The 25,654-nt window shown below is 64.9% G+C and carries 25 protein-coding genes; 14 read left to right on the forward strand and 11 right to left on the reverse strand.

The features are described 5' to 3' along the window. Window positions 1–33 precede the first annotated feature (33 nt). The 3 genes from phnD to U5805_RS20665 all read left to right on the forward strand — a co-directional run bounded on the left by phnD (window position 34) and on the right by U5805_RS20665 (window position 2,845). Window positions 34–1,017, forward strand: coding sequence for a phosphonate ABC transporter substrate-binding protein (phnD, locus tag U5805_RS20655; RefSeq protein WP_322105355.1), 984 nt, complete (start codon window positions 34–36; stop codon window positions 1,015–1,017). Then, window positions 1,017–1,886, forward strand: a complete 870-nt coding sequence (gene phnE, locus U5805_RS20660) for a phosphonate ABC transporter, permease protein PhnE (RefSeq protein WP_322105356.1) — start codon at window positions 1,017–1,019, stop codon at window positions 1,884–1,886. The genes phnD and phnE overlap by 1 nt, the downstream gene beginning before the upstream one ends. Before the next feature lie 122 nt (window positions 1,887–2,008). After that, window positions 2,009–2,845, forward strand: a complete 837-nt coding sequence (locus U5805_RS20665) for an EamA family transporter (RefSeq protein ID WP_322105357.1) — start codon at window positions 2,009–2,011, stop codon at window positions 2,843–2,845. Window positions 2,846–2,859: 14 nt separating this feature from the next. Here the strand turns inward: U5805_RS20665 and U5805_RS20670 are convergent, their stop codons facing one another. Then, complete coding sequence (locus tag U5805_RS20670; protein ID WP_322105358.1) at window positions 2,860–4,479, reverse strand: PLP-dependent aminotransferase family protein; 1,620 nt, start codon at window positions 4,477–4,479, stop codon at window positions 2,860–2,862. A gap of 119 nt (window positions 4,480–4,598) precedes the next feature. Between U5805_RS20670 and U5805_RS20675 the strand changes: the two genes are divergently transcribed. Then, window positions 4,599–5,891 (forward strand): 4-aminobutyrate--2-oxoglutarate transaminase, encoded by a 1,293-nt coding sequence (locus tag U5805_RS20675; protein WP_415914639.1) that lies wholly within the window; start codon window positions 4,599–4,601, stop codon window positions 5,889–5,891. Between the two features lie 91 nt (window positions 5,892–5,982). Then, window positions 5,983–7,431 carry an NADP-dependent succinate-semialdehyde dehydrogenase gene (gabD, locus tag U5805_RS20680; protein ID WP_322105360.1) on the forward strand — a complete coding sequence of 483 codons (1,449 nt, stop codon included), beginning with the start codon at window positions 5,983–5,985 and terminating at the stop codon, window positions 7,429–7,431. Window positions 7,432–7,491: 60 nt separating this feature from the next. Here gabD and U5805_RS20685 read toward each other — a convergent pair whose 3' ends face one another. From U5805_RS20685 to cyoA, 6 genes are all read right to left on the reverse strand, one after another. Beyond that, entirely contained in the window at window positions 7,492–8,109 is a 618-nt protein-coding gene (locus tag U5805_RS20685; protein WP_322105361.1) for a hypothetical protein, read from the reverse strand. Between the two features lie 206 nt (window positions 8,110–8,315). After that, the gene (gene pcaF, locus U5805_RS20690) at window positions 8,316–9,518 is read right to left on the reverse strand and encodes a 3-oxoadipyl-CoA thiolase (protein WP_322105362.1); all 1,203 of its coding nucleotides are present in this window, start codon (window positions 9,516–9,518) and stop codon (window positions 8,316–8,318) included. Window positions 9,519–9,863: 345 nt separating this feature from the next. After that, window positions 9,864–10,184, reverse strand: coding sequence for a cytochrome o ubiquinol oxidase subunit IV (cyoD, locus tag U5805_RS20695; RefSeq protein WP_322105363.1), 321 nt, complete (start codon window positions 10,182–10,184; stop codon window positions 9,864–9,866). Continuing rightward, complete coding sequence (gene cyoC / locus U5805_RS20700) at window positions 10,185–10,796, reverse strand: cytochrome o ubiquinol oxidase subunit III (protein WP_322105364.1); 612 nt, start codon at window positions 10,794–10,796, stop codon at window positions 10,185–10,187. Next, window positions 10,796–12,805, reverse strand: coding sequence for a cytochrome o ubiquinol oxidase subunit I (gene cyoB, locus U5805_RS20705; protein ID WP_322105365.1), 2,010 nt, complete (start codon window positions 12,803–12,805; stop codon window positions 10,796–10,798). The genes cyoC and cyoB overlap by 1 nt, the downstream gene beginning before the upstream one ends. A 3-nt stretch (window positions 12,806–12,808) precedes the next feature. Then, complete coding sequence (gene cyoA, locus U5805_RS20710; protein WP_322105366.1) at window positions 12,809–13,702, reverse strand: ubiquinol oxidase subunit II; 894 nt, start codon at window positions 13,700–13,702, stop codon at window positions 12,809–12,811. 607 nt (window positions 13,703–14,309) lie between these two features. Between cyoA and U5805_RS20715 the strand changes: the two genes are divergently transcribed. Continuing rightward, window positions 14,310–15,134: an IclR family transcriptional regulator gene (locus U5805_RS20715; RefSeq protein WP_322105367.1), complete on the forward strand. Its 825-nt coding sequence runs from the start codon at window positions 14,310–14,312 to the stop codon at window positions 15,132–15,134. 31 nt (window positions 15,135–15,165) lie between these two features. Here U5805_RS20715 and U5805_RS20720 read toward each other — a convergent pair whose 3' ends face one another. The 4 genes from U5805_RS20720 to phnF all read right to left on the reverse strand — a co-directional run bounded on the left by U5805_RS20720 (window position 15,166) and on the right by phnF (window position 18,241). Then, window positions 15,166–16,077, reverse strand: coding sequence for a LysR family transcriptional regulator (locus U5805_RS20720; protein ID WP_322105368.1), 912 nt, complete (start codon window positions 16,075–16,077; stop codon window positions 15,166–15,168). Window positions 16,078–16,191: 114 nt separating this feature from the next. Next, complete coding sequence (phnN, locus tag U5805_RS20725) at window positions 16,192–16,743, reverse strand: phosphonate metabolism protein/1,5-bisphosphokinase (PRPP-forming) PhnN (RefSeq protein WP_322105369.1); 552 nt, start codon at window positions 16,741–16,743, stop codon at window positions 16,192–16,194. Next, window positions 16,740–17,489, reverse strand: coding sequence for a DUF1045 domain-containing protein (locus U5805_RS20730; protein WP_322105370.1), 750 nt, complete (start codon window positions 17,487–17,489; stop codon window positions 16,740–16,742). Before U5805_RS20730 ends, phnN begins: the two co-directional genes overlap by 4 nt. Continuing rightward, window positions 17,486–18,241 (reverse strand): phosphonate metabolism transcriptional regulator PhnF, encoded by a 756-nt coding sequence (gene phnF / locus U5805_RS20735; protein ID WP_322105371.1) that lies wholly within the window; start codon window positions 18,239–18,241, stop codon window positions 17,486–17,488. The genes U5805_RS20730 and phnF overlap by 4 nt, the downstream gene beginning before the upstream one ends. 205 nt (window positions 18,242–18,446) lie before the next feature. On the opposite strand from phnF, the gene phnG reads away from it, so the two are divergent. The 8 genes from phnG to U5805_RS20775 all read left to right on the forward strand — a co-directional run bounded on the left by phnG (window position 18,447) and on the right by U5805_RS20775 (window position 25,584). Next, window positions 18,447–18,941 carry a phosphonate C-P lyase system protein PhnG gene (phnG, locus tag U5805_RS20740; RefSeq protein WP_322105372.1) on the forward strand — a complete coding sequence of 165 codons (495 nt, stop codon included), beginning with the start codon at window positions 18,447–18,449 and terminating at the stop codon, window positions 18,939–18,941. After that, complete coding sequence (phnH, locus tag U5805_RS20745) at window positions 18,938–19,582, forward strand: phosphonate C-P lyase system protein PhnH (RefSeq protein WP_322105373.1); 645 nt, start codon at window positions 18,938–18,940, stop codon at window positions 19,580–19,582. Before phnG ends, phnH begins: the two co-directional genes overlap by 4 nt. After that, a complete protein-coding gene (locus U5805_RS20750; RefSeq protein ID WP_322105374.1) occupies window positions 19,582–20,706 on the forward strand; it encodes a carbon-phosphorus lyase complex subunit PhnI in 1,125 nt (374 codons plus the stop codon). Before phnH ends, U5805_RS20750 begins: the two co-directional genes overlap by 1 nt. Next, window positions 20,703–21,629, forward strand: coding sequence for an alpha-D-ribose 1-methylphosphonate 5-phosphate C-P-lyase PhnJ (locus U5805_RS20755; RefSeq protein ID WP_322105375.1), 927 nt, complete (start codon window positions 20,703–20,705; stop codon window positions 21,627–21,629). Before U5805_RS20750 ends, U5805_RS20755 begins: the two co-directional genes overlap by 4 nt. Next, window positions 21,626–22,396 (forward strand): phosphonate C-P lyase system protein PhnK, encoded by a 771-nt coding sequence (gene phnK, locus U5805_RS20760; RefSeq protein ID WP_322105376.1) that lies wholly within the window; start codon window positions 21,626–21,628, stop codon window positions 22,394–22,396. Before U5805_RS20755 ends, phnK begins: the two co-directional genes overlap by 4 nt. A gap of 10 nt (window positions 22,397–22,406) precedes the next feature. After that, a complete protein-coding gene (phnL, locus tag U5805_RS20765; protein ID WP_322105377.1) occupies window positions 22,407–23,186 on the forward strand; it encodes a phosphonate C-P lyase system protein PhnL in 780 nt (259 codons plus the stop codon). A gap of 61 nt (window positions 23,187–23,247) precedes the next feature. Further along, on the forward strand, window positions 23,248–24,381 hold the full coding sequence (locus U5805_RS20770) for an alpha-D-ribose 1-methylphosphonate 5-triphosphate diphosphatase (RefSeq protein WP_322105378.1): 1,134 nt from the start codon (window positions 23,248–23,250) through the stop codon (window positions 24,379–24,381). 432 nt (window positions 24,382–24,813) lie between these two features. Further along, complete coding sequence (locus U5805_RS20775; protein ID WP_322105379.1) at window positions 24,814–25,584, forward strand: ABC transporter substrate-binding protein; 771 nt, start codon at window positions 24,814–24,816, stop codon at window positions 25,582–25,584. Window positions 25,585–25,654: the final 70 nt, after the last annotated feature.

Genomic DNA, 25,654 nt, shown 5'->3' on the forward strand with positions numbered 1-25,654 from the left:
TACTAACGTTTCCCTCACCACGGACCGCCTCACATGAAACTGCTTCGTTCCATGCTCGCCTGGTGCGCCGCCGGCACCGTCGCGTTCGCTGCGCTCGGCACGACGGCCGCCCACGCGGAAGACATCAATTTCGGCATTATTTCGACGGACTCCTCCGCGGTGCTCAAGCAACGCTGGCAACCGTTCATCGACGACATGAACCGTCAAACCGGCCTGAGCGTGAAAGCGTTCTTCGCGACCGACTACGCCGGCATCATCGAAGCCATGCGCTTCAACAAGGTGCAGATCGGCTACTTCGGCAATGCCTCGGCCATGGAAGCCGTGGACCGCTCGAACGGCGAAGTGTTCGCGAAGGTGCTCTACGCAAACGGCGACTCCGGCTACAAGTCGGTGCTCATCACCAACGTCAACAGCCGCGTGAAAACGCTCGACGACGTATTCAAGAATCCTAAGGATCTGACGCTGGGCTGGGGCGACCCGAACTCGACCTCGGGCACGCTGATTCCCGGCTACTACCTGTTCGCGCAACGCGGCGTGACGGTGAACGCGTCGACGTTCAAGACCGTGCTGCCTTCGAGCCATGAAGCGAATCTGCTGGCCGTGGTCAACAACAAGGTCGATATCGCCACGAACAACACCATCGAGCTTGCCACGCTGCAACAGAAACATCCGGACAAGTTCGCGCAAGTGCGCGTGCTGTGGACGTCGCCGCTCATTGCGTCCGATCCGCTCGTGTGGCGCAAGGACTTGCCCGAAGCGACGAAGCAGAAGCTGCGCGACTTCTTCACGCACTATGCCAAAACCGATCCGAAGGAAAAGGCGGTGATGGCGAATATCACGGGCTATGCGGGCTTCGCGCCCTCCAGCGACGCGCAGTTGCTGCCGATTCGCCAGGTCGCGCTGTTCCAGCAAAAAGAAAAGATCGCCGCGGACACGCATCTCTCCGACGACGACCGCAAGAGCCAGATCGCGGCCATCGACGCCAAGATCGGCGCGCTCGCCGCAGCGAAGCCGTAATGGACGCGGTGAATCTCGACAGCACGCGCGTCGCGGCGCACGAAGGCTCGGGGCCGCCTTCGTCCGTCGCGGCTGCCGCGCCCGCCGCGGCGTCGAAGGCCGCGTCCGTTGCGAGCAAGCGTAGCTGGTCGTCGCTCGCGCTGTGGGCGATCGTGTTCGTGCTGCTCGGCGTTGCGTGGCAAGGCGCGGACATGCGGCCGCTCGATCTGTTCTCCGATTCGGCGAACATGGGCACCTTCGCGCGCGGCTTCTTTCCGCCCGACTTCACCGAGTGGCGCACCTACGTGCACGAAATGTGGGTGACGCTCGCGGTCGCGCTTTGGGGAACGGCGCTCGCCATCGTCTGCGCGGTGCCGTTCGGCTTGATGTCGGCGCACAATCTCGCGCCCGCCTGGGTGCTGCATCCTGTGCGGCGCTTGATGGATACGTGCCGCGCCATCAACGAAATGGTGTTCGCGATGCTGTTCATCGTCGCCGTGGGGCTCGGGCCGTTCGCGGGCGTGCTCGCGCTCTGGGTCCACACGACGGGCGTGCTCGCGAAACTCTTCGCGGAGGCCGTGGAAGCGATCGATCCGCGTCCCGTGGAAGGCGTGCGCGCGACCGGCGCTTCGCCGCTCGACGAAATCATTTACGGCGTGCTGCCGCAAGTCATGCCGCTGTGGATCTCGTATGCGCTTTATCGCTTCGAGTCGAACGTGCGTTCCGCGATGGTCGTGGGCATGGTGGGCGCGGGCGGCATTGGCGTGGTGCTCTACGAAGAGATTCGCTCGTTCGATTATCAGCAGACCAGTGCGGTGCTGATCATGGTGATCGCCGTGGTCACGGCCATCGACCTCATCTCCGCGCGGCTGCGCGCGCGCGTCATCTAGCTTGCCTTCGTTTCGCGCGGGCGGGTCGAAAAACAATCGTCCGGCTCGCGCGAAAATCATCGCTTCGCCACGCATTCGCTGGAATAATCGAACGCTTTCCATCCCGAACGTCAGCAATCCCGATGGCAAGCTTCGTCGTTTCGCTGGTCCTGCTTTCGGCGCTCATGCACGCGAGCTGGAACGCCTTTCTGCATCTTTCGGGCGACCGCCTCTGGCTGCTCGGCATGTTCTCGATTCCGTATATCGTCGTGAGCGCGATCGGCGTGTGCGTGCTGCCCTTGCCCGCGCAGGCGAGCTGGCCGTATATCGCGGCTTCGGCGGCACTCGAATTCGCGTATTGCTTCACGCTGATTCGCGCTTATCGCAGCGGCGATTTCGGGCAAATCTATCCCATCGCGCGCGGACTTTCGCCGCTGCTCGTGTTCGCGGGCGCGCTCGTGTTCGCGCATGAGGCGTTGCATGCGCTCGCGGCGACGGGCGTCGCGCTCGTTTCAGTCGGCATCATGTCGCTGGCGTTCCGGCGCGGCATGCGCTTTTCGGGCGAAAGCGTGCCGTATGCGCTGCTCACGGGTCTGCTCATCGCCGTGTATTCCGTGATCGACGGGCTTGGTGCGCGCCTCGCGGGCAACGCGCTCGGCTACATCATGTGGGTGTATCTGCTCTGGAACGTGCCGCAATTCGTCCTGGTTTGCACACTGCGCGGCGGCGTGGCGACGATGTTCGCGCGGAAGGCCAACGCGGCGCGCGGCATGGTCGCCGGGTTGCTCGCATTGAGCGCTTATTGCCTCGTGATCGAGGCGTTCCGCTATTTGCCGATCGCGATGGTTTCCGCGTTGCGCGAACTCTCCTCGATCTTCGCGGTGCTGATCGGCTGGCTGTTCATGCACGAAAAACTCACGGCGCGCCGCATGATCGCGTGCGCGCTCGTGACATGCGGCGCGGTGCTGATTCGCCTTTAATATCGTTAGCTAACCTAAGCAAGTTCAGGCACGGTCGCGTCGATGGCGTCGGCGAGCGCGTCGAACGCCGGCGCGATTTCATCGTCGGGCACGCATGCATAGCCGATCAGCAAACCCGAGGCCGCGCGCTCGCGCGAAGCGTAATAACCCGAAAGCGGCCGCACCACGATATTGCGTGCAAGCGCCGCTTCGGCCACGGCGCGGTCGTCGGCGCCCTCGGGTAATTGCATCACCACATGCAGGCCGGCATCGCCGCCCAAAGCGGGCAAGGCGTCGCCGTACCGGCGCGCGGCCGCGTCGAACAACGCCTGACGCCGCTGGCCGTACAACGCGCGCATCTTGCGGATATGCGAAGTGAAATGCCCTTCGGCGATGAATTCCGCAAGCACGGCTTGTTGCAGCAATTGCCCTTCGCGATAAAGCTCGGCGCTGGCGGTCGCGAAGCTTTCCGCGAGCGCTTCCGGCGCAACGAGATAACCCACGCGCAAGCCCGGAAACAGCGTCTTGCCGAAACTGCCCACGTAAATCACCTGCCCCGCCGTATCGAGCCCTTGCAGCGAAGCGAGCGGCCGGCTGCCGTAACGGAACTCGCTGTCGTAGTCGTCCTCGATGATCCAGCACTGATGCTGGCGCGCGTATTCGAGCAACATGCGGCGGCGCGCGAGACTCATCACCATGCCGAGCGGATATTGATGCGAAGGCGTCACGAGCATGAGTCTGGGCGGCGGCGCGGCGAAATCGGCGGCGCAAGGGTTGAGGCCTTCGCTGTCCACGGCGATGGGCCGCGTGTTGAGCCCCGAAACATGCAGTACGCTGCGCACGCCCCAGTAGCACGGGTCTTCGGTCCAGATGGTGTCGCCGGAATCGGAGAGCAGGCGCACCGCGAGATCGACGGATTGGTGAATGCCGGTCGTGATGATGATCTGCTCCGGCGCGCATCGCACCGAGCGCGACGTGCGCAGATAGTCGGCGAGAACGTGGCGCAGCAGCGAAAGCCCGCCGCCCGGCGCGTAGGTCAGCAAGTCGGGGCGCAGGCTGCGCCAGTATTTGTTGTGCAGACGCGTCCAGACGCGCGCGGGAAAGCGCGAGACGTCGGGCACGCCGGGCATGAACGCGCCGCCCTGGCGCTTCGACACGCCCGCGCCCGACACCAGCCGCGTGCCGCGAGCGGACAGCGCGCGCGGTGTAACGGTGGTGCCTGACGCATCGTCGCTTGCGACCGGGCTGGCGCCTGCCTCCACGCCCATGATTCCGGCGCGCCGGCCCGAATCGGCAGTTAGTTGCGCTTCTAATCCTTTACGCGGTTTCGCCCCGTTGGGTGCCGAATGCCCCGGTGCCGAATCCGCCGCGCCCACGATCTCGTCCGGCGAGGTATCGGCGACATAGGTGCCGCGCCCCGTCGCCGACGTCACATAGCCTTCCAGCACGAGTTGCTCGTACACCTGCGTGACCGTGTTGCGCGCAATGCCCAATTCCGCCGCCAGCAACCGCGAGGACGGCACGCGCGTTCCCGCCGGCAATTCGCGGGAAAGAATCGCCTGTTGCAGCAGCCGATGCAGTTGCCGATAGACCGGTTGCCCGCTGCCACGGTCGAGCCGCTGGGCCAGCCAGTCGGAAAGCACGCTCGCACGCATCGAAATTGGCTCCTAAAGATTGCAACGAATGGCTCTGAAATTTAGAGCCAAACGTGAGTATAGTCGCGACATGGACCGCATGCCGGTCCGCCGACCATCCGCATATGACCCTCAAGGAGATGAACGTGTCGAACAACGCCGATCTGCAAAGCCGCAAGAACGCCATCACGCCGCGCGGCGTGGGCGTGATGTGCGACTTCTACGCCGAGCGCGCCGAAAACGCGGAGTTGTGGGACGTCGAAGGCCGCCGCTTCATCGACTTTGCAGCCGGTATCGCCGTTTGCAACACGGGCCATCGTCACCCCAAGATCGTGGCCGCGATCAAGGCGCAACTCGACCGCTTCACGCACACCGCTTACCAGATCGTGCCGTACGAGTCGTACGTCTCGCTCGCCGAAAAAATCGTCAAGCGCGCACCGGGCAGCTTTGCGAAGAAAGCCGCGTTCTTCACGACGGGCGCCGAAGCCGTCGAAAACGCCGTGAAAATCGCGCGCGCCGCCACCGGCCGCGCGGGCGTGATCGCGTTCGCGGGCGGCTTTCACGGCCGCACGATGATGGGCATGGCGCTCACCGGCAAGGTCGCGCCGTACAAGCTCGCGTTCGGCCCGTTCCCGGCCGACGTCTACCACGCGCCGTATCCGAATCCGGTACACGGCATCAGCACCGCGGATTCGCTCAAGCACATCGAAATGCTGTTCAAGGCCGACATCGACCCGAAGCGCGTGGCCGCGATCATCTTCGAACCGGTTCAGGGCGAAGGCGGTTTCTATCAGGCGCCGGCGGACTTCGTGCGCGCGCTGCGCAAGATTTGCGACACGCACGGCATTCTGCTGATCGCCGACGAAGTGCAAACCGGCTTCGCGCGCACCGGCAAGCTGTTCGCGATGGAACACTACGACGTCGCGCCCGATCTCATGACGATCGCCAAGAGCCTCGCGGGCGGCATGCCGCTGTCGGGCGTCGTGGGCCGCGCGGAAACGATGGACGCGGCGGCGCCCGGCGGCCTCGGCGGCACGTATGCGGGCAACCCGCTCGCCGTGGCATCGGCGCATGCGGTGCTCGACATCATCGACGAAGAAAAGCTCTGCGAGCGCGCCACCAAGCTCGGCGACAAGCTCAAGGCCAGACTCGAATCGCTCAAGGCCGAAGTGCCGCAGATCGCCGATATTCGCGGGCCGGGCGCGATGAACGCCGTGGAATTCTGCAAGCCGGGCACGAGCGAAGCCGACGCCGACTTCACGAAGCGCGTGCAAACCGCCGCGCTCAACCGCGGCCTGCTGCTGCTCGTGTGCGGCGTGTACTCGAACGTCGTGCGCTTCCTGTTCCCGCTCACGATCCAGGACAACGTGTTCGACGAAGCGCTCGCGATTCTCGAAGAGTCGGTCAAGGAAGCCGTGGGCGTGCCCGCGTAAGCGCGCGCAACGTCCGCGAAACGGCACACCGGCGCTTGCCGCTGTGCCGTTTTTTATTTCGAAAACTATTCAAGCCAGTCGGAGCACAAGCATGAATCTCAAGGACGCATCGCTGCTGCAAAACAGCGCCTTTATCGACGGCGAATGGCAAGGCGCGGAAGACGGCGCCACCTTCGACGTGAAAAATCCCGCCACCGGCGCGCTGATCGGCACCGTGCCGCGCATGGGCGCCGCCGAAACGCGCCGCGCGATTGCCGCCGCGAACGCCGCGTGGCCCGCATGGCGCGCGAAAACGGCCAAGGAGCGCAGCGTCATTTTGCGCAAGTGGCACGACCTGATGATGGAAAACGCCGACGATCTCGCGCTCATTCTCACGACCGAGCAGGGCAAGCCGCTCGCCGAGGCGAAGGGCGAGATCGGCTACGCGGCGTCGTTCCTCGAATGGTTCGCCGAAGAAGGCAAGCGCGTGTACGGCGACACCATCCCGACGCCCGCCGGCGACAAGCGCATTGTGGTGACGAAGGAAGCCGTGGGCGTGTGCGCCGCCATCACGCCGTGGAATTTTCCCGCTGCGATGATCACGCGCAAGGTGGGCCCCGCGCTCGCAGCAGGCTGCCCGATCGTGCTCAAGCCCGCCGAAGCCACGCCGTTTTCGGCGCTCGCGCTCGCCGTGCTGGCCGAGCGCGCGGGCGTGCCGCGCGGCGTGTTCAGCGTGGTGACGGGCGACCCGAAGGCGATCGGCGGCGAACTGACGTCCAACCCGACCGTGCGCAAGCTTTCGTTCACGGGATCGACGCCGGTGGGCCGTTTGCTGATGAGCCAGTGCGCCTCGACGGTCAAGAAAGTCTCGCTGGAACTGGGCGGCAATGCGCCGTTCATCGTGTTCGACGACGCCGACCTCGACGCGGCCGTGGCGGGCGCGATCGCCTCGAAGTATCGCAATAGCGGCCAGACGTGCGTGTGTACGAACCGCTTCTATGTACACGACGCCGTGTATGACGCGTTCGCCGCGAAACTGCGCGAGGCCGTCGAAAAGCTGAAGGTCGGCTTTGGCACCGAAGCAGGCGTGACGCAAGGTCCGCTCATCAACGAAGCGGCCGTGCTCAAGGTGGAATCGCATATCGAAGACGCGCTCGCGAAGGGCGCGCAAGTCATCACCGGCGGCAAGCGCCACGCGCTCGGCCACGGCTTTTTCGAGCCGACGATTCTCACCAACGTGACGCCCGCGATGAAGGTCGCGCGCGACGAGACCTTCGGCCCGCTTGCGCCGCTGTTCCGCTTTTCTTCGGATGACGAAGTCATCAGGATGGCTAACGATACCGAGTTCGGTCTTGCCGCCTACTTCTACAGCCGCGACATCGGCCGCGTATGGCGCGTGGCGGAAGCGCTCGAATACGGCATGGTCGGCATCAATACGGGCTTGATCTCGAACGAAGTCGCGCCATTCGGCGGCGTGAAGCAGTCGGGCCTCGGCCGCGAAGGCTCGCATTACGGCATCGACGATTATGTCGTGATCAAGTATCTCTGCATGGGGTTGTAAAGCGCTTTTCGGTCTGGGAGATTGACGCGCCGCGTGCGTTCGCGGCGCGTTTTTTTTTGCTTATTGCGCGGCGCCGACCGGCGTGACTTGCGTTGCGTAAGCCGAAATGAAAACGGCGTGGATCGTATCGCCGACCTTGAGCGTCTTGAGATCGACGTCGGGCGTGGCGTCGACCGTGACGGTTTGATACGCGCCGCGCAACGTGACTTCGCGCTTCTTCGCGTTGATGCGCAGCACGGTGGCCTGCACTTCGACCTGACGCGCGGCATCGTAGCCCGACGACGCCGGAACATAGACGTTGGTATCGACGCGCTTGCGAATGCCCTTGTCCTTGCCGGTGACTTTTTCGGCGGTGACGAGCAGCGCATTCTTATAGAGCACGTCGACGGTGTCTCCAACGTTGAGTTGATCGAAATTGCCGACTTGCCGGCTGAGCGCGATGTCGAGATCGTTGCTGCGCGGGCCGCGCAAGGTGACGATGCGCGAGGCGCGGTCAATGCCGACGATTTTCGCCTGAACGTGAATAGGCGGCACGTTCGCGATCACCGCCTGGGCGGCGCTCGAAAGATCGGATTGGCCTTGCGGTTCCGATGCGGATGGATCGGTTTGCGCGAGCGCGGGAAAGGTGACAAGTGCGCTCAGCGTGATTGCGGTTGCCAGAATGGGGGCTATTCTCATTTACGGTTCTCCTGGGCGTAGGGCGCTTCTTTATCTGCGCCGTTTGATTTTAGGTGTTGCCGATTTTTTATGTTTTTACGGTGTGCTAACTGAATCTGCAACGATCCGCCGGATTTTTTCGGTCGATGCAACGATGGTCCGCAAAAGCAAAAAGCCGCGAACCCGAAGGTCCGCGGCTTTCCCATCGACATACTACCAACCGGCGATCAAACCCGCTCGATCGCCATGGCAATTCCCTGCCCCACGCCAATGCACATCGTACACAGCGCGAAGCGGCCCTTCGTGCGATGCAACTGGTACATGGCCGTTGTCACCAGGCGCGCGCCGCTCATGCCCAACGGATGCCCCAACGCAATCGCGCCGCCATTCGGGTTCACACGCGCGTCGTCGTCGGCGATACCCAGCATGCGCAGCACTGCGAGACCTTGCGAAGCAAACGCCTCGTTCAGCTCGATCACGTCGAACTGATCGATCGTCATGTTCAGACGCGCGAGCAGCTTTTGCGTTGCGGGTGCCGGGCCGATACCCATCACGCGCGGCGCAACGCCCGCAGTCGCCATGCCGATGATGCGCGCGCGCGGCGTGAGGCCGAAGCGCTTCGCGCTCTCTTCGTTCGCGAGCAGCAGCGCGCATGCGCCGTCGTTCACGCCCGAGGCATTGCCCGCCGTTACCGAGCCGTCGGCGCGCACGACGCCCTTGAGCTTCGCCAGCGCTTCGAGGCTGGTTTCGCGCGGGTGTTCGTCGCGCGACACCACGAGCGGGTCGCCCTTCTTCTGCGCGATCGTCACCGCGACGATTTCCTGCGCGAGTGTGCCGTCGGCTTGCGCGCGCGACGCCTTCTGCTGGCTGCGCATCGCGAACGCGTCCTGATCGGCGCGGCTCACGTTGTAATCGACGGCCACGTTCTCCGCCGTTTCCGGCATCGAATCCACGCCATATTGCTGCTTCATCAGCGGATTGACGAAGCGCCAGCCAATGGTCGTGTCGTAAATCGCGGCGTCGCGTGCGAAAGCGCTCGCCGACTTGCCCATGACGAACGGCGCGCGGCTCATGCTCTCCACGCCGCCCGCGATCATCAGCCCGGTTTCGCCCGACTTGAGCGCACGCGCGGCAATGCCCACGGCGTCCATGCCCGAGCCGCACAGGCGGTTGACGGTCGAGCCGGGCACGCCTTGCGGCAGCCCCGCGAGCAGCGACGACATGCGCGCCACGTTGCGGTTGTCCTCGCCAGCCTGGTTCGCGCAGCCGTAGATGACGTCGTCGATGGCCGTCCAGTCCACTTCCTTGTTGCGCTCCATGAGCGCCTTGAGCGGCACGGCGCCAAGGTCATCCGCGCGAACCTGCGCGAGCGAGCCCGCGTAGCGGCCGATCGGCGTGCGAATCGCGTCGCAGATGAATGCTTCCGTCATATAAGTCTCCTTTTCGACCGCGACCGAAGCACCGGCGCTCCTCGCGATCCCAGCGAATGGGTTGAGATGACGGACAGCGCGCCGAAAAGAGCCTCGCTCGCGCGTGTCCTTGAATGGGTTTTTGTTCGCCTAAAGAACTAATGATCGTTAATCGAACAGATTGCGCCCATGATAGGCGTCGTGCGGGAAGGGTGTCAAGTTTGAGGGAGGCGCGCAAACCCGCGCCGAACCTCGGCCGTCCGTTCCCTAAAACATGGCCGCGCACAAAGAAAAAGGCCGCACAGACGTGAGCCCGTGCGGCCTTCGGCGCTGGGCGGTCAATCCGCCCGCTTACGCCTCAAATACTCAGCGCGACATCATGTTCATGCTGACATTGTGCATGACCCAGATCGTACCGAAAATCAGGAACGCAGCCGCCAGCACCGTATAGGAGAGCGACACGACGTTCCAACCCTGCCCCTTCGACGTATTGAGGTGCAGGAAGAACACGAGGTGGACGACCACCTGCACGAACGCCAGAACGGCCAGCACGATCATGCCCGTGGATTCGCCGAGCGAGCCGTGAAGCACCACGCCGAACGCACCCGCCGTGAGCAGCACGGAAAGAACGAAGCCCGCCATGTAGCTGCCGAGACTGCCGTGAGCCTCCGAATGAGAATGCGCCATTTAGATCACGCTCCCGAGATAGACAAAAGTAAACACGCAGATCCACACGACGTCCAGGAAGTGCCAGAAGAGGCTCAGGCACGTGAGACGGCGGATTTCCTGCTCGCCGAGTTGCGGCTTGCGCACGACTTGAATCATCAGCACGAGCATCCACAGCAGGCCGAAGAACACGTGGATACCGTGCGTGCTGACCAGCGTGAAGAACGACGAGAGGAACGCGCTGCGCTGCGGGCCCGCGCCTTCGGCGATCAGGTGCGAGAACTCGCGCAGTTCGAACACGAGAAACAGCGCGCCCAGCACGAACGTGACGGCCAGCCAGCCGAGCACGACGCCGTTCTTGCGCTGATGCGCGCCGAGCATCGCGAAACCATACGTGATGCTCGAGAGCAGCAGGATGGCCGTTTCGAGCGCGACGCCCGGAATGTCGAACAGATCCTTGCCCGAAGGGCCGCCCGCGAACTGATGGCTCAGCACGCCGAACGTGGCGAACAGCGCCGCGAACAGCACGCAGTCCGTCATCAGGTAGATCCAGAAGCCGAACACGGAGTTCGACGGCGGGTGATCGTCGTGATCGTGTGCGGCAAGCGTAGCCGCGTGGGTTTTCTGTAACATCAGTTTGCCTCCAGGGCGACTTCGTCGCGCCGTTCCACGATAGCCGCGGCGCCGAAGCGTTGTTCCTCGATCTCGCGGACCTTCGCGGCAGGAATGTAATAGCCGTCGTTGTTGCCGAAGCTGCGGATGATGATCGTCAGCACCGCGCCCACGAAGCCGAGCACGGCCAGCCATGTGATGTGCCAGATGCCTGCGAAGCCGAGCACAAGGCTGAACATGCCGACGAGGAAGCCCGCCGCCGTGTTCGACGGCATGTGGATGTCGGTGTATTTCGCCGCGAGGCCGGGCGCGCGGCCCGTTTCCTTCATGTGCGCGAAGGCGTCGATCTCTTCCACCTGCGGGATGACCGCGAAGTTATAGATGGCGGGCGGCGACGAAGTGGCCCATTCGAGCGTGCGGCCGTCCCACGGGTCGCCCGTCACGTCCTGGCATTCCGCCTTGTTGCGGTTCACGAACGCCATGACCCACAGCACGACCTGGAACACGATGCCGAGCGCGATGATGGCCGCGCCGATCGCTGCGACGACGAAGTACGGCTGCCATTCGGCCACGTCGTAGTGGTTCATGCGGCGGGTTGCGCCCATGAAGCCCAGCACGTAGAGCGGCACGAACGCCACGTAGAAGCCGACGAACCAGCACCAGAACGAAGCCTTGCCGAGCTTTTCGCTGGGCTTGATGCCGAACACCTTCGGGAACCAGTAATGCAGGCCCGCGAGATAGCCGAACACCACGCCGCCGATAATCGCGTTGTGGAAGTGGGCGACCAGGAACAGCGAGTTGTGCAGCACGAAGTCGGCGCCCGGAATGGCCATCATCACGCCGGTCATGCCGCCGATCGAGAACGTGACCATGAAACCGATGGTCCAGAGCACCGGCGCCGTGAAATGCACGCGGCCGCGGTACATGGTGAACAGCCAGTTGAAGATCTTCACGCCGGTAGGAATGGCGATGATCATCGTGGCGATGCCGAAGAACGCGTTGACGTCGGCGCCCGAACCCATCGTGAAGAAGTGGTGCGCCCACACGAGGAACGCGAGCACCATGATCACGCACGAGGCGTAGACCATCGTCTTGTAACCGAACAGCGGCTTCTTGCAGAACGTGGCCATCACTTCCGAATAGATGCCGAACGCAGGCAGCACGAGGATGTACACCTCGGGGTGGCCCCACGCCCAGATCAGGTTCAGATACAGCATGGCGTTGCCGCCCAGCTCGTTCGTGAAGAAGTGCATGCCGAGATAGCGGTCGAGGCCGAGCAGCGCCACGGCCACCGTCAGGATCGGGAACGTGGCCATGATCAGCACGTTCGAGCACAGCGCCGTCCACGTGAACACCGGCATCTTCATGAGCGACATGCCCGGCGCGCGCATCTTGAGGATCGTGACGAAGAAGTTCACGCCCGTGATCAAGGTGCCCACACCCGAAAGCTGGATCGCCCAGATGTAGTAATCGACACCCACGCCCGGACTGAACTGCAATTCGGAGAGCGGCGGATACGCGAGCCAGCCGACCTGCGCGAACTCGCCGATCACGAGCGACAGGTTCATGAGGATCATGCTGATGGCCGTCATCCAGAACGAAAGCGAGTTCAGGAACGGGAACGCCACGTCGCGCGCGCCGATCTGCAAGGGCACGACGAGGTTGAACAGGCCGACCATGATCGCCATCGCCATGAAGAAGATCATGATGACGCCGTGCGCCGTGAAGATCTGGTCATAGTGATGCGGCGGCAGATAGCCGGGCGCGTCGAACGCAATGGCCTGCTGGATGCGCATCATGACGGCGTCGGCGAAACCGCGCACGAGCATGAGCACCGCCACGATCATGTACATCACGCCAATGCGCTTGTGGTCCACGCTCGTGATCCATTCGGACCACAGGTATTTCCACTTGCCCATCACGGTCACGAGACCGAGCACGCCGAGAACGATCAGCGCCATGAACGCAGCCGCGCCCATGATGATCGGCTGATCGAACGGGATCGCCTCTAAAGTAAGTTTGCCGAACATGCGTTACCCCTTCGTACCGCAGGCAGCGTCCCGGAAATCCGTAACGTGGCCATTGTTGTACTTCGCAATGATGTTGTTGAAGAGCTTCGGATCGACCGCCGAGAAGTACTCCACCGGCGCCTTCTCCTGCGGCTTGGCGACCGAGGCGTACTGGTCCATCGACAGTTGCGTGGACGACGCCTTGACCTTCTGCACCCACGCGTCGAAATCCTGCTGGCTCGTGGCGAGCGTGCGGAACTTCATGTCGGTGAAGCCGCGGCCGCTGAAGTTCGACGAAATGCCGGCGTAGTCACCCGCTTCGTCGGCGATCAGGTGCAGGCGCGTTTGCATGCCCGCCATCGCGTAGACCTGGGTGCCCAGTTGCGGAATGAAGAACGAGTTCATCACCGAATCCGACGTGATGCGGAAGTTCACCGGCGTGCCCACCGGCACCGCGAGCTGGTTGACCGAAGCAATGCCGAGGTCCGGGTAGATGAACAGCCACTTCCAGTCGAGCGCGACGACTTCGACGTTGATGGGCTTCGCGCTCGATTCCAGCGGCTTGTACGGGTCGAGTTCGTGGCTCGTGCGGTACGTGAGAATGGCGAGGAAGAGAATGATGACGGCGGGAATGGCCCACACCACCACTTCGATCGCCGTGGAGTGCGCCCACTTCGGCGCGTAGACGGCATTGCGGTTGGACGCGCGATAGCGATACGCGAACACCAGCGTGAGGATGATGACGGGCACCACCACCAGCAACATGGCCCATGTTGCCGTGGCGATGAGCGATTTTTCGGCCAAGCCGACGCTGCCCTTCGGGTCGAGCACGGCCAAGTTGCCGCTGCACCCCGCAAGAGAAACGAGCAGCCCGCTGCCGAGGGGGATTAACCACCTTTTAAAGGCTTTTCTGTCCATGTTTGCCTGATTTCTGTTGACCACCAAAACACCACCACATTTGCATCGCAAAATCGCCACGCAAAATGCACCCGTATCGTATTCAGAGCGGATTCTACGTAATGGATTAATCTTAAAATTTGATCTTTGCTAAGTTTTAGCGCGCGCGAAGAACTCGCTCAGGCGAACGCGACGGTTCGCCGCGTTTATCTTTCATAATTATTACAGACCCACCAAAGCCTTTTTGGGCGGCGCGCGACGGCCAGCTGCCGATGCGCGAGGCGAGCCGGGCAACGCGGCGTTCATGCCATCGGGATGAAAAATGCGTCGGCGCCCAGGATAATTTTTCCCGGCGGCTTCGATTTTATCTCGTAAATCCGGTCGATTAAAAATCGAGTGAACTGCCTATCGCTTAAATAGATGTCAATTGCTTTTCGAAAGGCAATTTTGATTTTTATCATACAAATTACGAAGCAAACGATAAACCGCGCGCTTTCGCCGCAGGCAGCGTTGGGACGGATTTCGGGGGCCGGAAATGCGCGCGCGTCATGCGCCGTGTGTTGGCGAAAGCTTGCGCTTGCGTTATCTTGACAGGTTGTTCCCGCGCCGCAGCAAACCTAGCCAGCCCATGACCTCTGCTTCCCGAGCCTCGACCGACCGTTCCGCCGAACCGCCGGAGAACCCCGAAAAGCCGGGCGACTCCTACGTGCAGTCGTTCGCGCGCGGGCTTTCGGTGATCCGCGCATTCAACGCCGAGCATCCCGAGCAGACGCTCACCGACGTGGCGGCCGCCACCGGTCTCACGCGCGCGGGCGCGCGCCGCATTCTGCTCACGCTGCAAACGCTCGGCTACGTGGAGGCCGACGGGCGCCTGTTCCGCCTCACGCCGCGCATTCTCGACCTGGGCTTCGCCTACCTCACGTCCATGCCGTTCTGGAATCTCGCCGAGCCGGTCATGGAGGAACTGTCGCAGCAAGTGCACGAAAGCTGCTCGGCGGCCGTGCTCGACCGCACGGAGATCGTCTACGTGCTGCGCGTGCCCACGCACAAGATCATGACGATCAACCTTTCGATCGGCAGCCGCCTGCCCGCTTATTGCACTTCCATGGGGCGCGTGCTGCTGGCTTCGCTCGACGAGGGCGCGCTCGACGAAACCCTCGGCTCCTCGCCGCTTTACGCGCACACGCCGCGCACCGTCACCGACATCGGCGAGTTGAAGAAGATTGTTGCGCAGGTGCGCGCGCAAGGCTGGGCCATCGTCGACCAGGAGCTGGAGGGCGGCCTCATTTCGCTTTCGGCGCCCATTCGCAACCGCCACGGCCGCGTGATCGCCGCGATGAACATCAGCGGCAACGCCCAGCGCACCTCGGCCAAACAGATGGTCAAAACCTTCCTCGAACCGCTTCAGCAAGCGGCGGAGCGCGTTTCCAGCATGGTCGCGCGCCGCACCTGAAGCGCGCCGCCGCCGCGCGCTTCGGTCCGCTTCAGTTGACGTCGGCGAACACCTGCACGAGCCAGTCGGCGAACGTGCGCACGCGCAGCGAAAGCTGGCGATTCTGCGGATACAGCACGGAAACCGGCATCGGCGGCGGCGCATGCGCGCCCAGCACGACGCATAGCTCGCCGCTGGCAAGCTGCTCGCGCACGCGGTAGCGAGGCACCTGCACGATGCCGAGCCCCGCGAGGGCGCCCGCCGTATAGAGATCCGCGCCGTTCACCGCCACCGTGCCGGGCAGCGTGACGCGCGTCACGCCCTCGGGCGTCGCGAATTCGAGCGGATGCGCGCGGCCCGTGGAAGGCGAGAGATAGTTCACGGCCTGGTGCGCCAACTTCCCCGCGTGCGTTTGCGTGAGCGCCTCGATGGACGCCGGATCGCCGTGACGTTCGAGGTAGGCGGGGCTCGCGCAAGTGACTTGTTCGATCAGCGCGACGCGCCGCGCGATCATCGACGAATCGGCGAGTTCGCCCGCGCGCAGCACGCAATCCACGCCTTCGCGCACGAGATCGACCAACTGGTCGCCCGAGCCGATGAAAAACTCCATGCGCGGATAACGCGCCGCGAACTCGGGCAGCCGCGGCATCACGAAATACTGCGCGAGCGTGCCTTGCATGTTCACGCGCAAGCGCCCTTGCGGATCGGGGTCGCGGAACGCTTCTTCGGTTTCCTCGAGATCCGCGAGCAGGCGCGTGCAGCGCTGGTAGTAGAGATCGCCGTCCTGCGTGGGCTTGACCTGGCGCGTCGTGCGTTCGAGCAGCCGCACGCCCAGGCGAGCCTCGAGGCGTTTGATGGAATTGGTGACCGTCGCGCGCGGCAGGTTCAGGTCTTCGGCGGCTTGCGTGAAGCTGCGCCGGTCGACGATGCGCGTGAAAATCTGCATCTCCTGGAAGCGGTCCAAGGCAATCTCGGTGGGAATCGCGGGTGAGTGGCATCTTATCGCGGCGCGGCATGCGTCAAAAAAGCAACATCCTGCCGGTTCGAGCCCGGTCCCCCGCACCGCGCATTGCCGGCTTCAGCCCGCCGCTACGCGCCTCACCACCTCGACGAACGCCTCGCCCGCCACTTCCAGCCGCCCCGAATTGTCGATGCGCGCGATCGCCGCGCCCGGCGGCACCTCGAACGGCGCGCGCCGCGCGAGCCGCGCCGCGACCTGCTCGGGCGTTTCGCGCGCACGCGACGCGAGCCGCGCGGCCAGCACATGCTGCGCGGCCTCCACGTGAACGAGCGTCGTTTGCGGATAGCGCCCGCACGCCTCGCCCGCATACGCGCGCGAACCGTTCACCACCACCGTGCAACCGAGCGCGAGCCACTGGTCGATCTCCACGCCCACGCCGTAACGCAGCGCGTGGCTGCCCCATTGCAGCGCGAACAGGCCGCGTCGCGAGCGCGCCTCGAATTCGGTGTCGGAGAGCGAGATGTGGTTTTCGCCGCCACCGTCCTCGCGCGTGATGTAGCGATGCGCGAACACCACGCCTTCGCCCGCGAGCCGCGCGCGCGCGTAATGAAGCAGCGTGTCCTTGCCCGCGCCCGACGGCCCCATCACGTAGATCAAACCGCCCTTCATGCGGCCGCCTTCGCGAACGGCACGCGCTGCCACAGCACGAACGGCGCGCCGGGTTCGGGCTCGACGAAGATCGCCGCGCCGCAAACGGGCAGCGCACCCGCAGCGCGCATCTTCGCGTTCCAGGCGTTCACGAGATGCGCGCCGAGCGCGGGATAGTCCAGCGAATCGGAAAGTGTCATGTGGAAGCGGAATTCGTCGAACACATACGGATAGCCCCATTCGGCGACATATGCGCGCTGACGCGGCGTGAGCGGCGCTTCGAGGCGCTTTGCGATTTCGGCCGCCGTTTGCACGGCACGCAGCGAGCCGAGCGCCCGCAATGCGGCGGCGGCGAGATCGCGCAACGCGGTTTCGCTGGCCGGGTCGGCGGGACGCAGCGCAACGAAACGGCCGAGCATGGCCGCCTCCACGTTCGCCTCGAACGCGGCGCGGTCTTGCGCCCACGCTTGCGCGGCGGCGAACAGCGCCTCGGGCGTGACGTCGGCGGCAAGGCGAAACGGCGGCACGAGCGTCGCGTGCCAGCCGTAGCGGCGCGGCGACCGCGTGAGCGCGTGCAGCGAACCGCCGGCATCGCCGATAGTGTCGATGGTGTCGATCTCGTCGATCGCGGGCTGCAACAGCGTTTCGCCGCTTTCGGCGTCGCGGCCCAGCCACGCGCTGCCCGCGCGCCACCACGCCGATTCGCGCGGCGGCGCGTAGTAAAGCGCGAAGCGCGCGGCGGGACCGAAGTCGTGCGGCGCGCTCATACGTCGTGCTCCACCATCAACTGCACGCGGTCGGCGGCGAAATACGTAATGCCGTATTTGATCGGCACGCCTTCGAGATCGACGTCGACGTTCTCGACCCACAGCACCGGCTGCTGGCGATTGATGTTGAGCCGCCGCGCCACTTCCGCCTCGGGCAACACGCTGCCGATGCGGCTCCACTTGCGCAGATAATCGCTCACGCCGAATTCGGCCAGCGCCTTCGAGGTGCTGTCCACGCGCTCCATCACCGCGGGAAAGTCGGCGAAACGCGCGGCCGGATAGTAACTGCGCGCATACGTGAGCGGCACGCCTTCGGATTCGTGCAGCGTTTCGAGCCGATACACCAGCGCGCCCGCGCGCAAGCCGAGCGCCTTGGCCACCGTGGGATCGGCCTTCACGCGCGACGAAGCAAGCAGCTTCCCGACCGCCGAATGCTGATGACGCTTGAGATTTTCCGTGAAACGCGTGCGCTTGCCGATCGAATAGTCGATCGCACCGGGCTGCACGAACGTGCCGCGCCCCTGCTCCACGCTCACGAGACCGAGCGCCGCGAGACCGAGCATCGCGCGCCGCACGGTATGGCGATTCACGTCGAAGCGGCGCGCGAGTTCGCCTTCGCTCGGCAAGCGGCCGTCTTCGCCAAAGCCCTTCGCGGCAATCTCGGCCGCGAGAATCTGCTCGATCTGGCGCCACACCGCCACGCCCGCGCCGCGCTCCAGCGTGCTGGCCGGCGCCTCGTCGTTCGATGTCATGGTGCTGTCATTCCTCTCGGTTTCAATAGCGTTTCGTGCATTGTAGTGCGCAGGCCGTGATGGAAATATGAAAACGTCGTTCGCGCCTCATCGAGACAACTGTACCACTAAACGTCTAGACGTTTAGATGAATAGATGCTTCAATGACGCTGTTCGCCGGGCCTGGCAGGCGCGGCCCGAAACTGTCCACGAAACAGGAATTCCGATGAACGCTTCTCCCCGCACGTCCCCGTCTTGCGACGAGCGCCGCGTCTGGATGGCCGTGCTCGCGCGCACGCCGCGCGCCGAACTCGAAGCCGCGCTCGGCGAGGCGCTCGAAGGCGCGCCCGCGCCCGCCTTCGACTGGCTGCGCGCGCCGCAAACCGGTCTGGCGATGGTGCGCGGCCGTGTCGGCGGCACCGGCAACGCTTTCAATCTAGGCGAAGCCACTGTCACGCGCGCCACGCTGCGCCTGCGCCAAACGCACGGCGACGACCCCGCCACGGTCGGCGTCGCATGTCATTTGGGCCGCGACAAGCGCCGCGCCGAACTGGCCGCGCTCGCCGACGCGCTGCTGCAAATTCCCGCGCGCCACGCACGCTTGCATGCGCAATTGATCGCGCCGCTCGCGGCGCATCTGGACGCCCGACGCGACGCGCAGCGTGCCGATGCCGCCAGCACGCGCGTCGAGTTCTTCACGATGGTTCGAGGTGACGCATGAACGACGAACGTTCCGCCAAAGCCGCGACGCAGGAATTGCTCGCGTCGCTCGCGCCGGGGTTCGGCGACCCGGTTCACGACACGCAGGCCGTGTTCCGCACGCTGCTCGACGCGCTCGCGCGGCCCGGCACGATCGGCGTGATCGAAACGCCGCTGCCGTGCGCGGACGCGCCCGCCGCCGAAAAACGCGCGGGCCTCGCCGCCTTCGCCGCGCTGCTCGCGCTGGCCGACTACGCCACGCCCGTGTGGCTCGCGCAGCCCGACGCCGCGCTTGCCGCCGCACTGCGCTTTCACGCGGACGCGCCGCTCGTGGCCGAACCGCACGCCGCCGCGTTCGGCTATGTGCATGACGCGCACGCGCTGCCCGCGCTCGACGCGTTCATGAGCGGCACGCCCGAATCGCCGGAACATTCGGCGACGGTGTTCGTGCGCGTGGAATCGCTCACGGGCGGCGCACCGCTCACGCTGCGCGGCCCCGGCATCGAAACCACGCGCAGCGTTGCGCCCGCGGGCGTGCCCGAACGTTTCTGGCGCGAACGCGCCGCCCTGGCGCCGCTGTTTCCGTGCGGCATCGACTTCTATCTCGTGTGCGGCGAACGCCTGATGGGCCTGCCGCGCACGACCTTCGTGGAGATGCACTGATGTACGTCGCCGTCAAAGGTGGAGAACGCGCGATCGAAGCGTCGTGGCGCCTGCTCGACGAGGCGCGCCGTGGCGACACGCGCGTGCCCGAGCTGAGCGTTGCGCAGATCCGCGGGCAAATGCGCCTTGCCGTCGCGCGCGTGATGGCCGAAGGCTCGGTGTACGACGAAGAACTCGCGGCGCTGGCGATCAAGCAAGCCGCCGGCGATCTCGTCGAAGCGATCTTCCTGCTGCGCGCATATCGCACGACGCTGCCGCGCTTCGGCTATACGGAGCCGGTGAAAACGGAGGACATGACGGTCGCGCGGCGCATTTCGGCCACGTTCAAGGACGTGCCCGGCGGCCAGGTGCTGGGCGCGACTTACGATTACACGCAGCGTCTGCTCGATTTCGCGCTGCTTGCGGAAGGCGGCGAAAACCGCGAAGAAAGCGGCCAGGGCGCGAACGGCATGGCGCAGCCCGCGCGCGCCGTTCCGCCCGAGGAAGCGATGCCGCGCGTGCTTTCGCTGCTCGACAAGGAAGGCTTGATCGAGCAGGAACAGCCCGCGCCGGACGCGAAGGAGCCGGGCGATCTCTCGCGCGAGCCGCTTTCGTTTCCCGCCGACCGCAGCGTGCGCCTGCAAAATCTCGCGCGCGCCGACGAAGGCTTCTTGCTGGCGATGGGCTACGCCACGCAGCGCGGCTATGCGAACTCGCACCCGTTCGCGGGCGAGATCCGCTTCGGCACCGTGGCCGTGGAAATGGTGCTCGACGAATTGGGCGAAGCGGTCGAAATCGGCGAAATCGACTTGACCGAGTGCCAGATGATCAACCAGTTCGCGGGCGCGAAAGACGTGCCGCCCACGTTCACGCAAGGCTACGGTCTCGCGTTCGGTCATGCGGAGCGCAAGGCCATGTCGATGGCGCTCGTCGATCGTTCGCTGCGTGCGGAAGAACTCGGCGAAACGGTCGAAGCGCCCACGCAGGATATCGAATTCATGCTCTCGCATAGCGACAACGTGGAAGCGTCGGGTTTCGTGGCGCACCTGAAATTGCCGCATTACGTCGACTTTCAGGCCGAACTCGAACTCGTTCGCAAACTGCGCGCGCGGCATTTCGAAGACTCGCAAGGAGAAGCGGCATGAACGCGCCCGACCCGCTGCAACACGCCGTGACCTCGCACGAAACGCAGGCCGCGCAAGGCTACAACTTCGCGTACCTCGACGAGCAAACCAAGCGCATGCTGCGCCGCGCGCTGCTCAAGGCCGTGGCCGTGCCCGGCTATCAAGTGCCGTTCGGCTCGCGCGAAATGCCGCTGCCGTACGGCTGGGGCACGGGCGGCATTCAGGTGACGGCGGCCATCATCGGCGCGAACGACACGCTCAAGGTGATCGACCAGGGTTCCGACGACACCACCAACGCCGTGAACATTCGCCGCTTCTTCGCGCGCACCACCGGCGTCGCGACCACGCGGCGCACGAGCGAAGCGACGATCGTGCAAACGCGCCACCGCATTCCCGAAACGCCGCTCACAGACAAACAGATTCTCGTGTTTCAGGTGCCGATGCCCGAGCCGCTGTTCCGGCTCGAACCGCGCGTGGCCGAGTGCAAGAAATTGCACGCGCTGGCGGACTACGGCCTCATCAGCGTGAAGCTTTACGAGGACATCGTGCAGCACGGCAGCATCGCCACGACCTACGATTATCCGGTCACGGCGAACGGGCGCTATCTGATGTCGCCGTCGCCGATCCCGAAGTTCGACAATCCGAAGCTGCATATGAACGCCGCGCTGCAACTGTTCGGCGCGGGCCGCGAGCGGCGCATCTACGCGATTCCGCCTTATACGCCGGTAAAAAGCCTCGATTTCGACGATCATCCGTTCGAAGTGCAACGATGGGAACACGCGTGCGCGCTGTGCGGCTCGCGCGAAAGCTTCCTCGACGAAATGATCGTCGACAACGAGGGCAAGCGCATGTTCGTCTGCTCGGACAGCGACTACTGCCACGACCGTCGTTCGGACAACGAAGCCAATTCCGCCGGCGCGACGCAACCGGGAGACCACGCATGACGCCGCTTCTCAGCGCACGCTCGCTCACGAAACAATTCGGCGGCCGCAACGGTTGCCGCGACGTGAGCTTCGACCTCTATCCCGGCGAAGTGCTGTGCATCGTCGGCGAGTCGGGTTCGGGCAAGACCACGCTGCTCAACACGCTCGCGCTTCGCACCGAAGCGGATTCGGGCGAACTTCGCTACACCAATGCAAACGGCGAGGCGCTCGATTTGCGCACGCTTTCCGAGCCGCGCCGCCGCCTGCTCGCGCGCACGGAATGGGGCCTCGTGCAGCAGAATCCGCGCGACGGCCTGCGCGCGAGCGTTTCCGCGGGCGCGAATATCGGCGAGCCGCTGATGGCCGTGGGCGCGCGCCACTACGGACAGATTCGCGACGTTGCGCAACAATGGATGCAGCGCGTGGAACTCGACGCCATGCGCATCGACGAATTGCCTTCCGCGTTTTCGGGCGGCATGCAGCAACGTTTGCAAATTGCGCGCAATCTCGTCACGGCGCCGCGCCTCGTGTTCATGGACGAGCCCACGGCGGGCCTCGACGTGTCCGTGCAGGCGCGTCTGCTCGACCTGCTGCGCACGCTCACGGGTACGCTGCATCTTTCCGTGCTGATCGTCACGCACGACATCGGCGTGGCGCGTCTGCTCGCGCACCGGCTCATGGTGATGCAAGGCGGCACGGTCGTCGAATCGGGTCTGACCGACCAGGTGCTCGACGATCCGCAGCATCCTTATACGCAGACCCTGGTGGCTTCGGTGCTGCCCGTCTAGGATGATCGACATGACTCTCACTTCCCAAACGGCCGCGCGCGCCTTCGTCGAACGCCCCGCGCTCATGCTGCGCGCCGAAAACGTGCGCAAGACCTTCACGCTGCACGGCCAGGGCGGCATCGGCATCGAAGCTTTGACGGGCGTTTCGCTCGACGTGGAGCGCGGCGAAAGCGTCGTGCTGGTCGGACCCTCGGGCGCGGGCAAAAGCACGCTGCTGCGCTGCCTCTATGGCAACTATCTCGCGAGCGGCGGCTCGATCGCCATTCGCGACGAAGGCGCGCCGCTTCAGCATCTGGAGATCACGGGCGCCGCGCCGCACGACATTCTGCGCTTGCGCCGCAACGTGGTGGGCTACGTGAGCCAGTTCCTGCGCGTGATTCCGCGTGTTTCCGCGCTCGATATCGTGGCGGCGCCGCTCGTCGCGCGCCATGTCGACGAGGACGAAGCGCGCGAGCGCGCGCAAACGCTGCTCGCGCGCCTGAACGTGCCGCGCCGTTTGTGGCCGCTCGCGCCCGCCACGTTTTCGGGCGGCGAGCAGCAGCGCGTGAACATCGCGCGCGGCTTGATCGCGCAGCATCGCGTGTTGCTGCTCGACGAGCCCACGGCCTCGCTCGACACCGAAAACCGCGAAGTGGTCGCGAGCCTCATTGCGCAGGCGCGCGAGCGCGGCGCGGCCATCGTCGGCGTGTTTCATGACGAAGATACGCGCGAGCGCGTGGCCACGCGCGTGCTCACGCTCGCCGCGCCCAGGCCCGCCGCATCGCCGGGCCCGCTGAACGAAGCTGCCTGAACCCCGCGGCCGGCATCCGGCCCGAACATTTGAACGTCGATACCTGATACGGAGCCCGACGATGTTGATCAAGAACGCTCGCATCGTGACGCGAGACGAAGTTTTCACCGGCACGCTGCGCGTGGAGGACGGCGTGATCCGCGAGCTGTCGCACGGCGCGACCAGCGCGCCCGAAGCCGAGGACTGGGAAGGCGACTTCCTGCTGCCCGGACTCGTCGAACTGCACACCGACAACCTGGAAAAGCATCTCGCGCCGCGCCCCGGCGTACACTGGAACACCGACGCCGCGTTCGTGATCCACGACGCGCAGATCGCCGCCGCCGGCATCACCACGGTGTTCGACGCGCTCGCCATCGGCACGCGCCTGGCCGTGGGCGTGCGCGGCCGCGACGTGCAGCTCGCGAGCGCCGCCGCGCTCTCGCGCTTCTCGGAGCGCAAGCTGCTGCGCGCCGACCACTTCCTGCACTTGCGCTGCGAAATCGCCACCGAAGACGTGATCGAACTCTTCGACACGCTGAGCGAGCACCCGCTCCTGCGCCTCGCCTCGGTGATGGACCACACGCCCGGCCAGCGCCAGTGGCACGACCGCGCGCAGTGGCGCCGCTTCCAGGAGCGCCACGGCAAATGGACCGACGAGCAGGCCGAAACCATGCTCGCCGAAATGGCCACCGAACAGCAGCGTTACGCCGACGCGCACCGCCAGCAGATCGTCGAGCGCTGCCGCACGCGCGGCATTCCGCTCGCGAGCCACGACGACACGCTCGTCGAGCACGTCGAGCAAGCCGCCGAGGAAGGCATCGTGCTCGCCGAATTCCCGACCACGCGCGCCGCCGCCGAGGAGGCGAAAAAGCGCGGCATCGCCACGATCATGGGCGCGCCGAACGTGGTGCGCGGCGGCTCGCACTCGGGCAACGTTTCTGCGCTGGAACTCGCACAGGCCGGTTTGCTCGACATCCTCTCGTCCGACTACGTGCCGTCCAGCCTGCTCACCGCCGCCTTCGACCTCGTGACCAAGGCCGACTGGACGCTGCCGCGCGCGCTCGCCACGATCTCATGGGAGCCGGCGCACAAGGCGGGTTTGACGGACCGCGGCGCGATCGAACCCGGCTTGCGCGCCGACTTCGTGCGCGTGACGATGCTCGACACGCTACCGGTGCCGCGCGCCACGTATCGCGCCGGCGTGCGCGTGGTCTAGCGCCTGCCGCCGTTCGACCCGATCCGGCACGCCGGCTGACGGCGTGCCGTCCAACCGGTTTCAATTCGCCTTCAGTCCCTGTCGATGCCGCGCCCGCGCGGCCCGGCAATCTTCAGACTGTTGCGGCCTAACATCGCTCCGGCGTGTCGCGCACGGCGCTCGAAGCACCGCCGCCGTTCGGCGCGAAGCCTTATCGGACAAGGCATTGCGCGATTTCCCACAATCGCACGAACGTACGCTCACACGCACCATCTTTCGCCATCCGGTATTACACTAGCGACGCCGCAATTTTGACCGGGTAAGCTTGGCGCGCTTCGCTGGCCGCAGGCCGGCGGGTCAAACGAAAATTCCTGCGCAAGCCGCGCCGGAGCATGCGCCGCGGCGGCACGACCGCAAGCGGCGCGTCCTGAACCATCTCGAGGAGTACCCATAGTGAAGAAACTGCTTGCCGCCCTGTCGGTTGCCCTGCTGGCCGTCTCGGCCGGTGCCGCCCACGCGAAGGACTGGACCACCGTGCGCTTCGGCGTCGACGCCAGCTACGCGCCGTTCGAATCCAAAGCACCCGACGGCAAGCTGGTCGGCTTCGACATCGACCTCGGCAACGAAATCTGCAAGCGCTTGAACGCCAAGTGCGTGTGGGTCGAGCAGGACTTCGACGGCATGATCCCCGGCCTGAAGGCCAAGAAGTTCGACGGCGTGCTGTCGTCGATGACCATCACGCCGCAGCGCCAGGAACAGATCGCGTTCTCGGCCAAGCTGTTCGACACGCCGACGCGCCTCGTCGCCAAGAAGGGCTCGAACTTCCAGCCGACGGCTGACTCGCTCAAGGGCAAGTCGGTCGGCGTCGAACAAGGCACGATCCAGGAAACCTACGCGAAGGAAAACTGGGCGCCGAAGGGCGTGAACGTCGTTCCTTACCAGAACCAGGACCAGGTCTATGCCGACCTGATCTCGGGCCGCCTCGACGCAGCGCTGCAAGACGAAGTGCAAGCCGACCTGGGCTTCCTCAAGACGCCGCGCGGCGCCGGCTTCCAGTTCGCGGGCAAGGAAATCCCGACGGGCGCGGCCGCCATCGGCCTGCGCAAGGAAGACACGGACCTCAAGGCCAAGATCGACAAGGCTATCGCCGACATGCTCAAGGACGGCACCTACAAGACGATCGAGAAGAAGTACTTCGACTTCGACGTGTACGGCGCCAAGTAATCTCCGGCCAGCCGAAAAAAGCCCGGACTCCGGTCCGGGCTTTTTTACGCGCGCAATTGCTTCGGTTTCC

Source organism: Paraburkholderia sp. J41 (assembly GCF_905220235.1).
Classification (GTDB): domain Bacteria; phylum Pseudomonadota; class Gammaproteobacteria; order Burkholderiales; family Burkholderiaceae; genus Paraburkholderia.

Coding starts and splice junctions, on each gene's coding strand:
- phnD (WP_322105355.1), top strand. CDS start 34: ATGAAACTGCTTCGTTCCATGCTCGCCTGGTGCGCCGCCGGCACCGTC.
- phnE (WP_322105356.1), top strand. CDS start 1,017: ATGGACGCGGTGAATCTCGACAGCACGCGCGTCGCGGCGCACGAAGGC.
- U5805_RS20665 (WP_322105357.1), top strand. CDS start 2,009: ATGGCAAGCTTCGTCGTTTCGCTGGTCCTGCTTTCGGCGCTCATGCAC.
- U5805_RS20670 (WP_322105358.1), bottom strand. CDS start 4,479: ATGCGTGCGAGCGTGCTTTCCGACTGGCTGGCCCAGCGGCTCGACCGT.
- U5805_RS20675 (WP_415914639.1), top strand. CDS start 4,599: ATGAACGTGTCGAACAACGCCGATCTGCAAAGCCGCAAGAACGCCATC.
- gabD (WP_322105360.1), top strand. CDS start 5,983: ATGAATCTCAAGGACGCATCGCTGCTGCAAAACAGCGCCTTTATCGAC.
- U5805_RS20685 (WP_322105361.1), bottom strand. CDS start 8,109: ATGAGAATAGCCCCCATTCTGGCAACCGCAATCACGCTGAGCGCACTT.
- pcaF (WP_322105362.1), bottom strand. CDS start 9,518: ATGACGGAAGCATTCATCTGCGACGCGATTCGCACGCCGATCGGCCGC.
- cyoD (WP_322105363.1), bottom strand. CDS start 10,184: ATGGCGCATTCTCATTCGGAGGCTCACGGCAGTCTCGGCAGCTACATG.
- cyoC (WP_322105364.1), bottom strand. CDS start 10,796: ATGTTACAGAAAACCCACGCGGCTACGCTTGCCGCACACGATCACGAC.
- cyoB (WP_322105365.1), bottom strand. CDS start 12,805: ATGTTCGGCAAACTTACTTTAGAGGCGATCCCGTTCGATCAGCCGATC.
- cyoA (WP_322105366.1), bottom strand. CDS start 13,702: ATGGACAGAAAAGCCTTTAAAAGGTGGTTAATCCCCCTCGGCAGCGGG.
- U5805_RS20715 (WP_322105367.1), top strand. CDS start 14,310: ATGACCTCTGCTTCCCGAGCCTCGACCGACCGTTCCGCCGAACCGCCG.
- phnN (WP_322105369.1), bottom strand. CDS start 16,743: ATGAAGGGCGGTTTGATCTACGTGATGGGGCCGTCGGGCGCGGGCAAG.
- U5805_RS20730 (WP_322105370.1), bottom strand. CDS start 17,489: ATGAGCGCGCCGCACGACTTCGGTCCCGCCGCGCGCTTCGCGCTTTAC.
- phnF (WP_322105371.1), bottom strand. CDS start 18,241: ATGACATCGAACGACGAGGCGCCGGCCAGCACGCTGGAGCGCGGCGCG.
- phnG (WP_322105372.1), top strand. CDS start 18,447: ATGAACGCTTCTCCCCGCACGTCCCCGTCTTGCGACGAGCGCCGCGTC.
- phnH (WP_322105373.1), top strand. CDS start 18,938: ATGAACGACGAACGTTCCGCCAAAGCCGCGACGCAGGAATTGCTCGCG.
- U5805_RS20750 (WP_322105374.1), top strand. CDS start 19,582: ATGTACGTCGCCGTCAAAGGTGGAGAACGCGCGATCGAAGCGTCGTGG.
- U5805_RS20755 (WP_322105375.1), top strand. CDS start 20,703: ATGAACGCGCCCGACCCGCTGCAACACGCCGTGACCTCGCACGAAACG.
- phnK (WP_322105376.1), top strand. CDS start 21,626: ATGACGCCGCTTCTCAGCGCACGCTCGCTCACGAAACAATTCGGCGGC.
- phnL (WP_322105377.1), top strand. CDS start 22,407: ATGACTCTCACTTCCCAAACGGCCGCGCGCGCCTTCGTCGAACGCCCC.
- U5805_RS20770 (WP_322105378.1), top strand. CDS start 23,248: ATGTTGATCAAGAACGCTCGCATCGTGACGCGAGACGAAGTTTTCACC.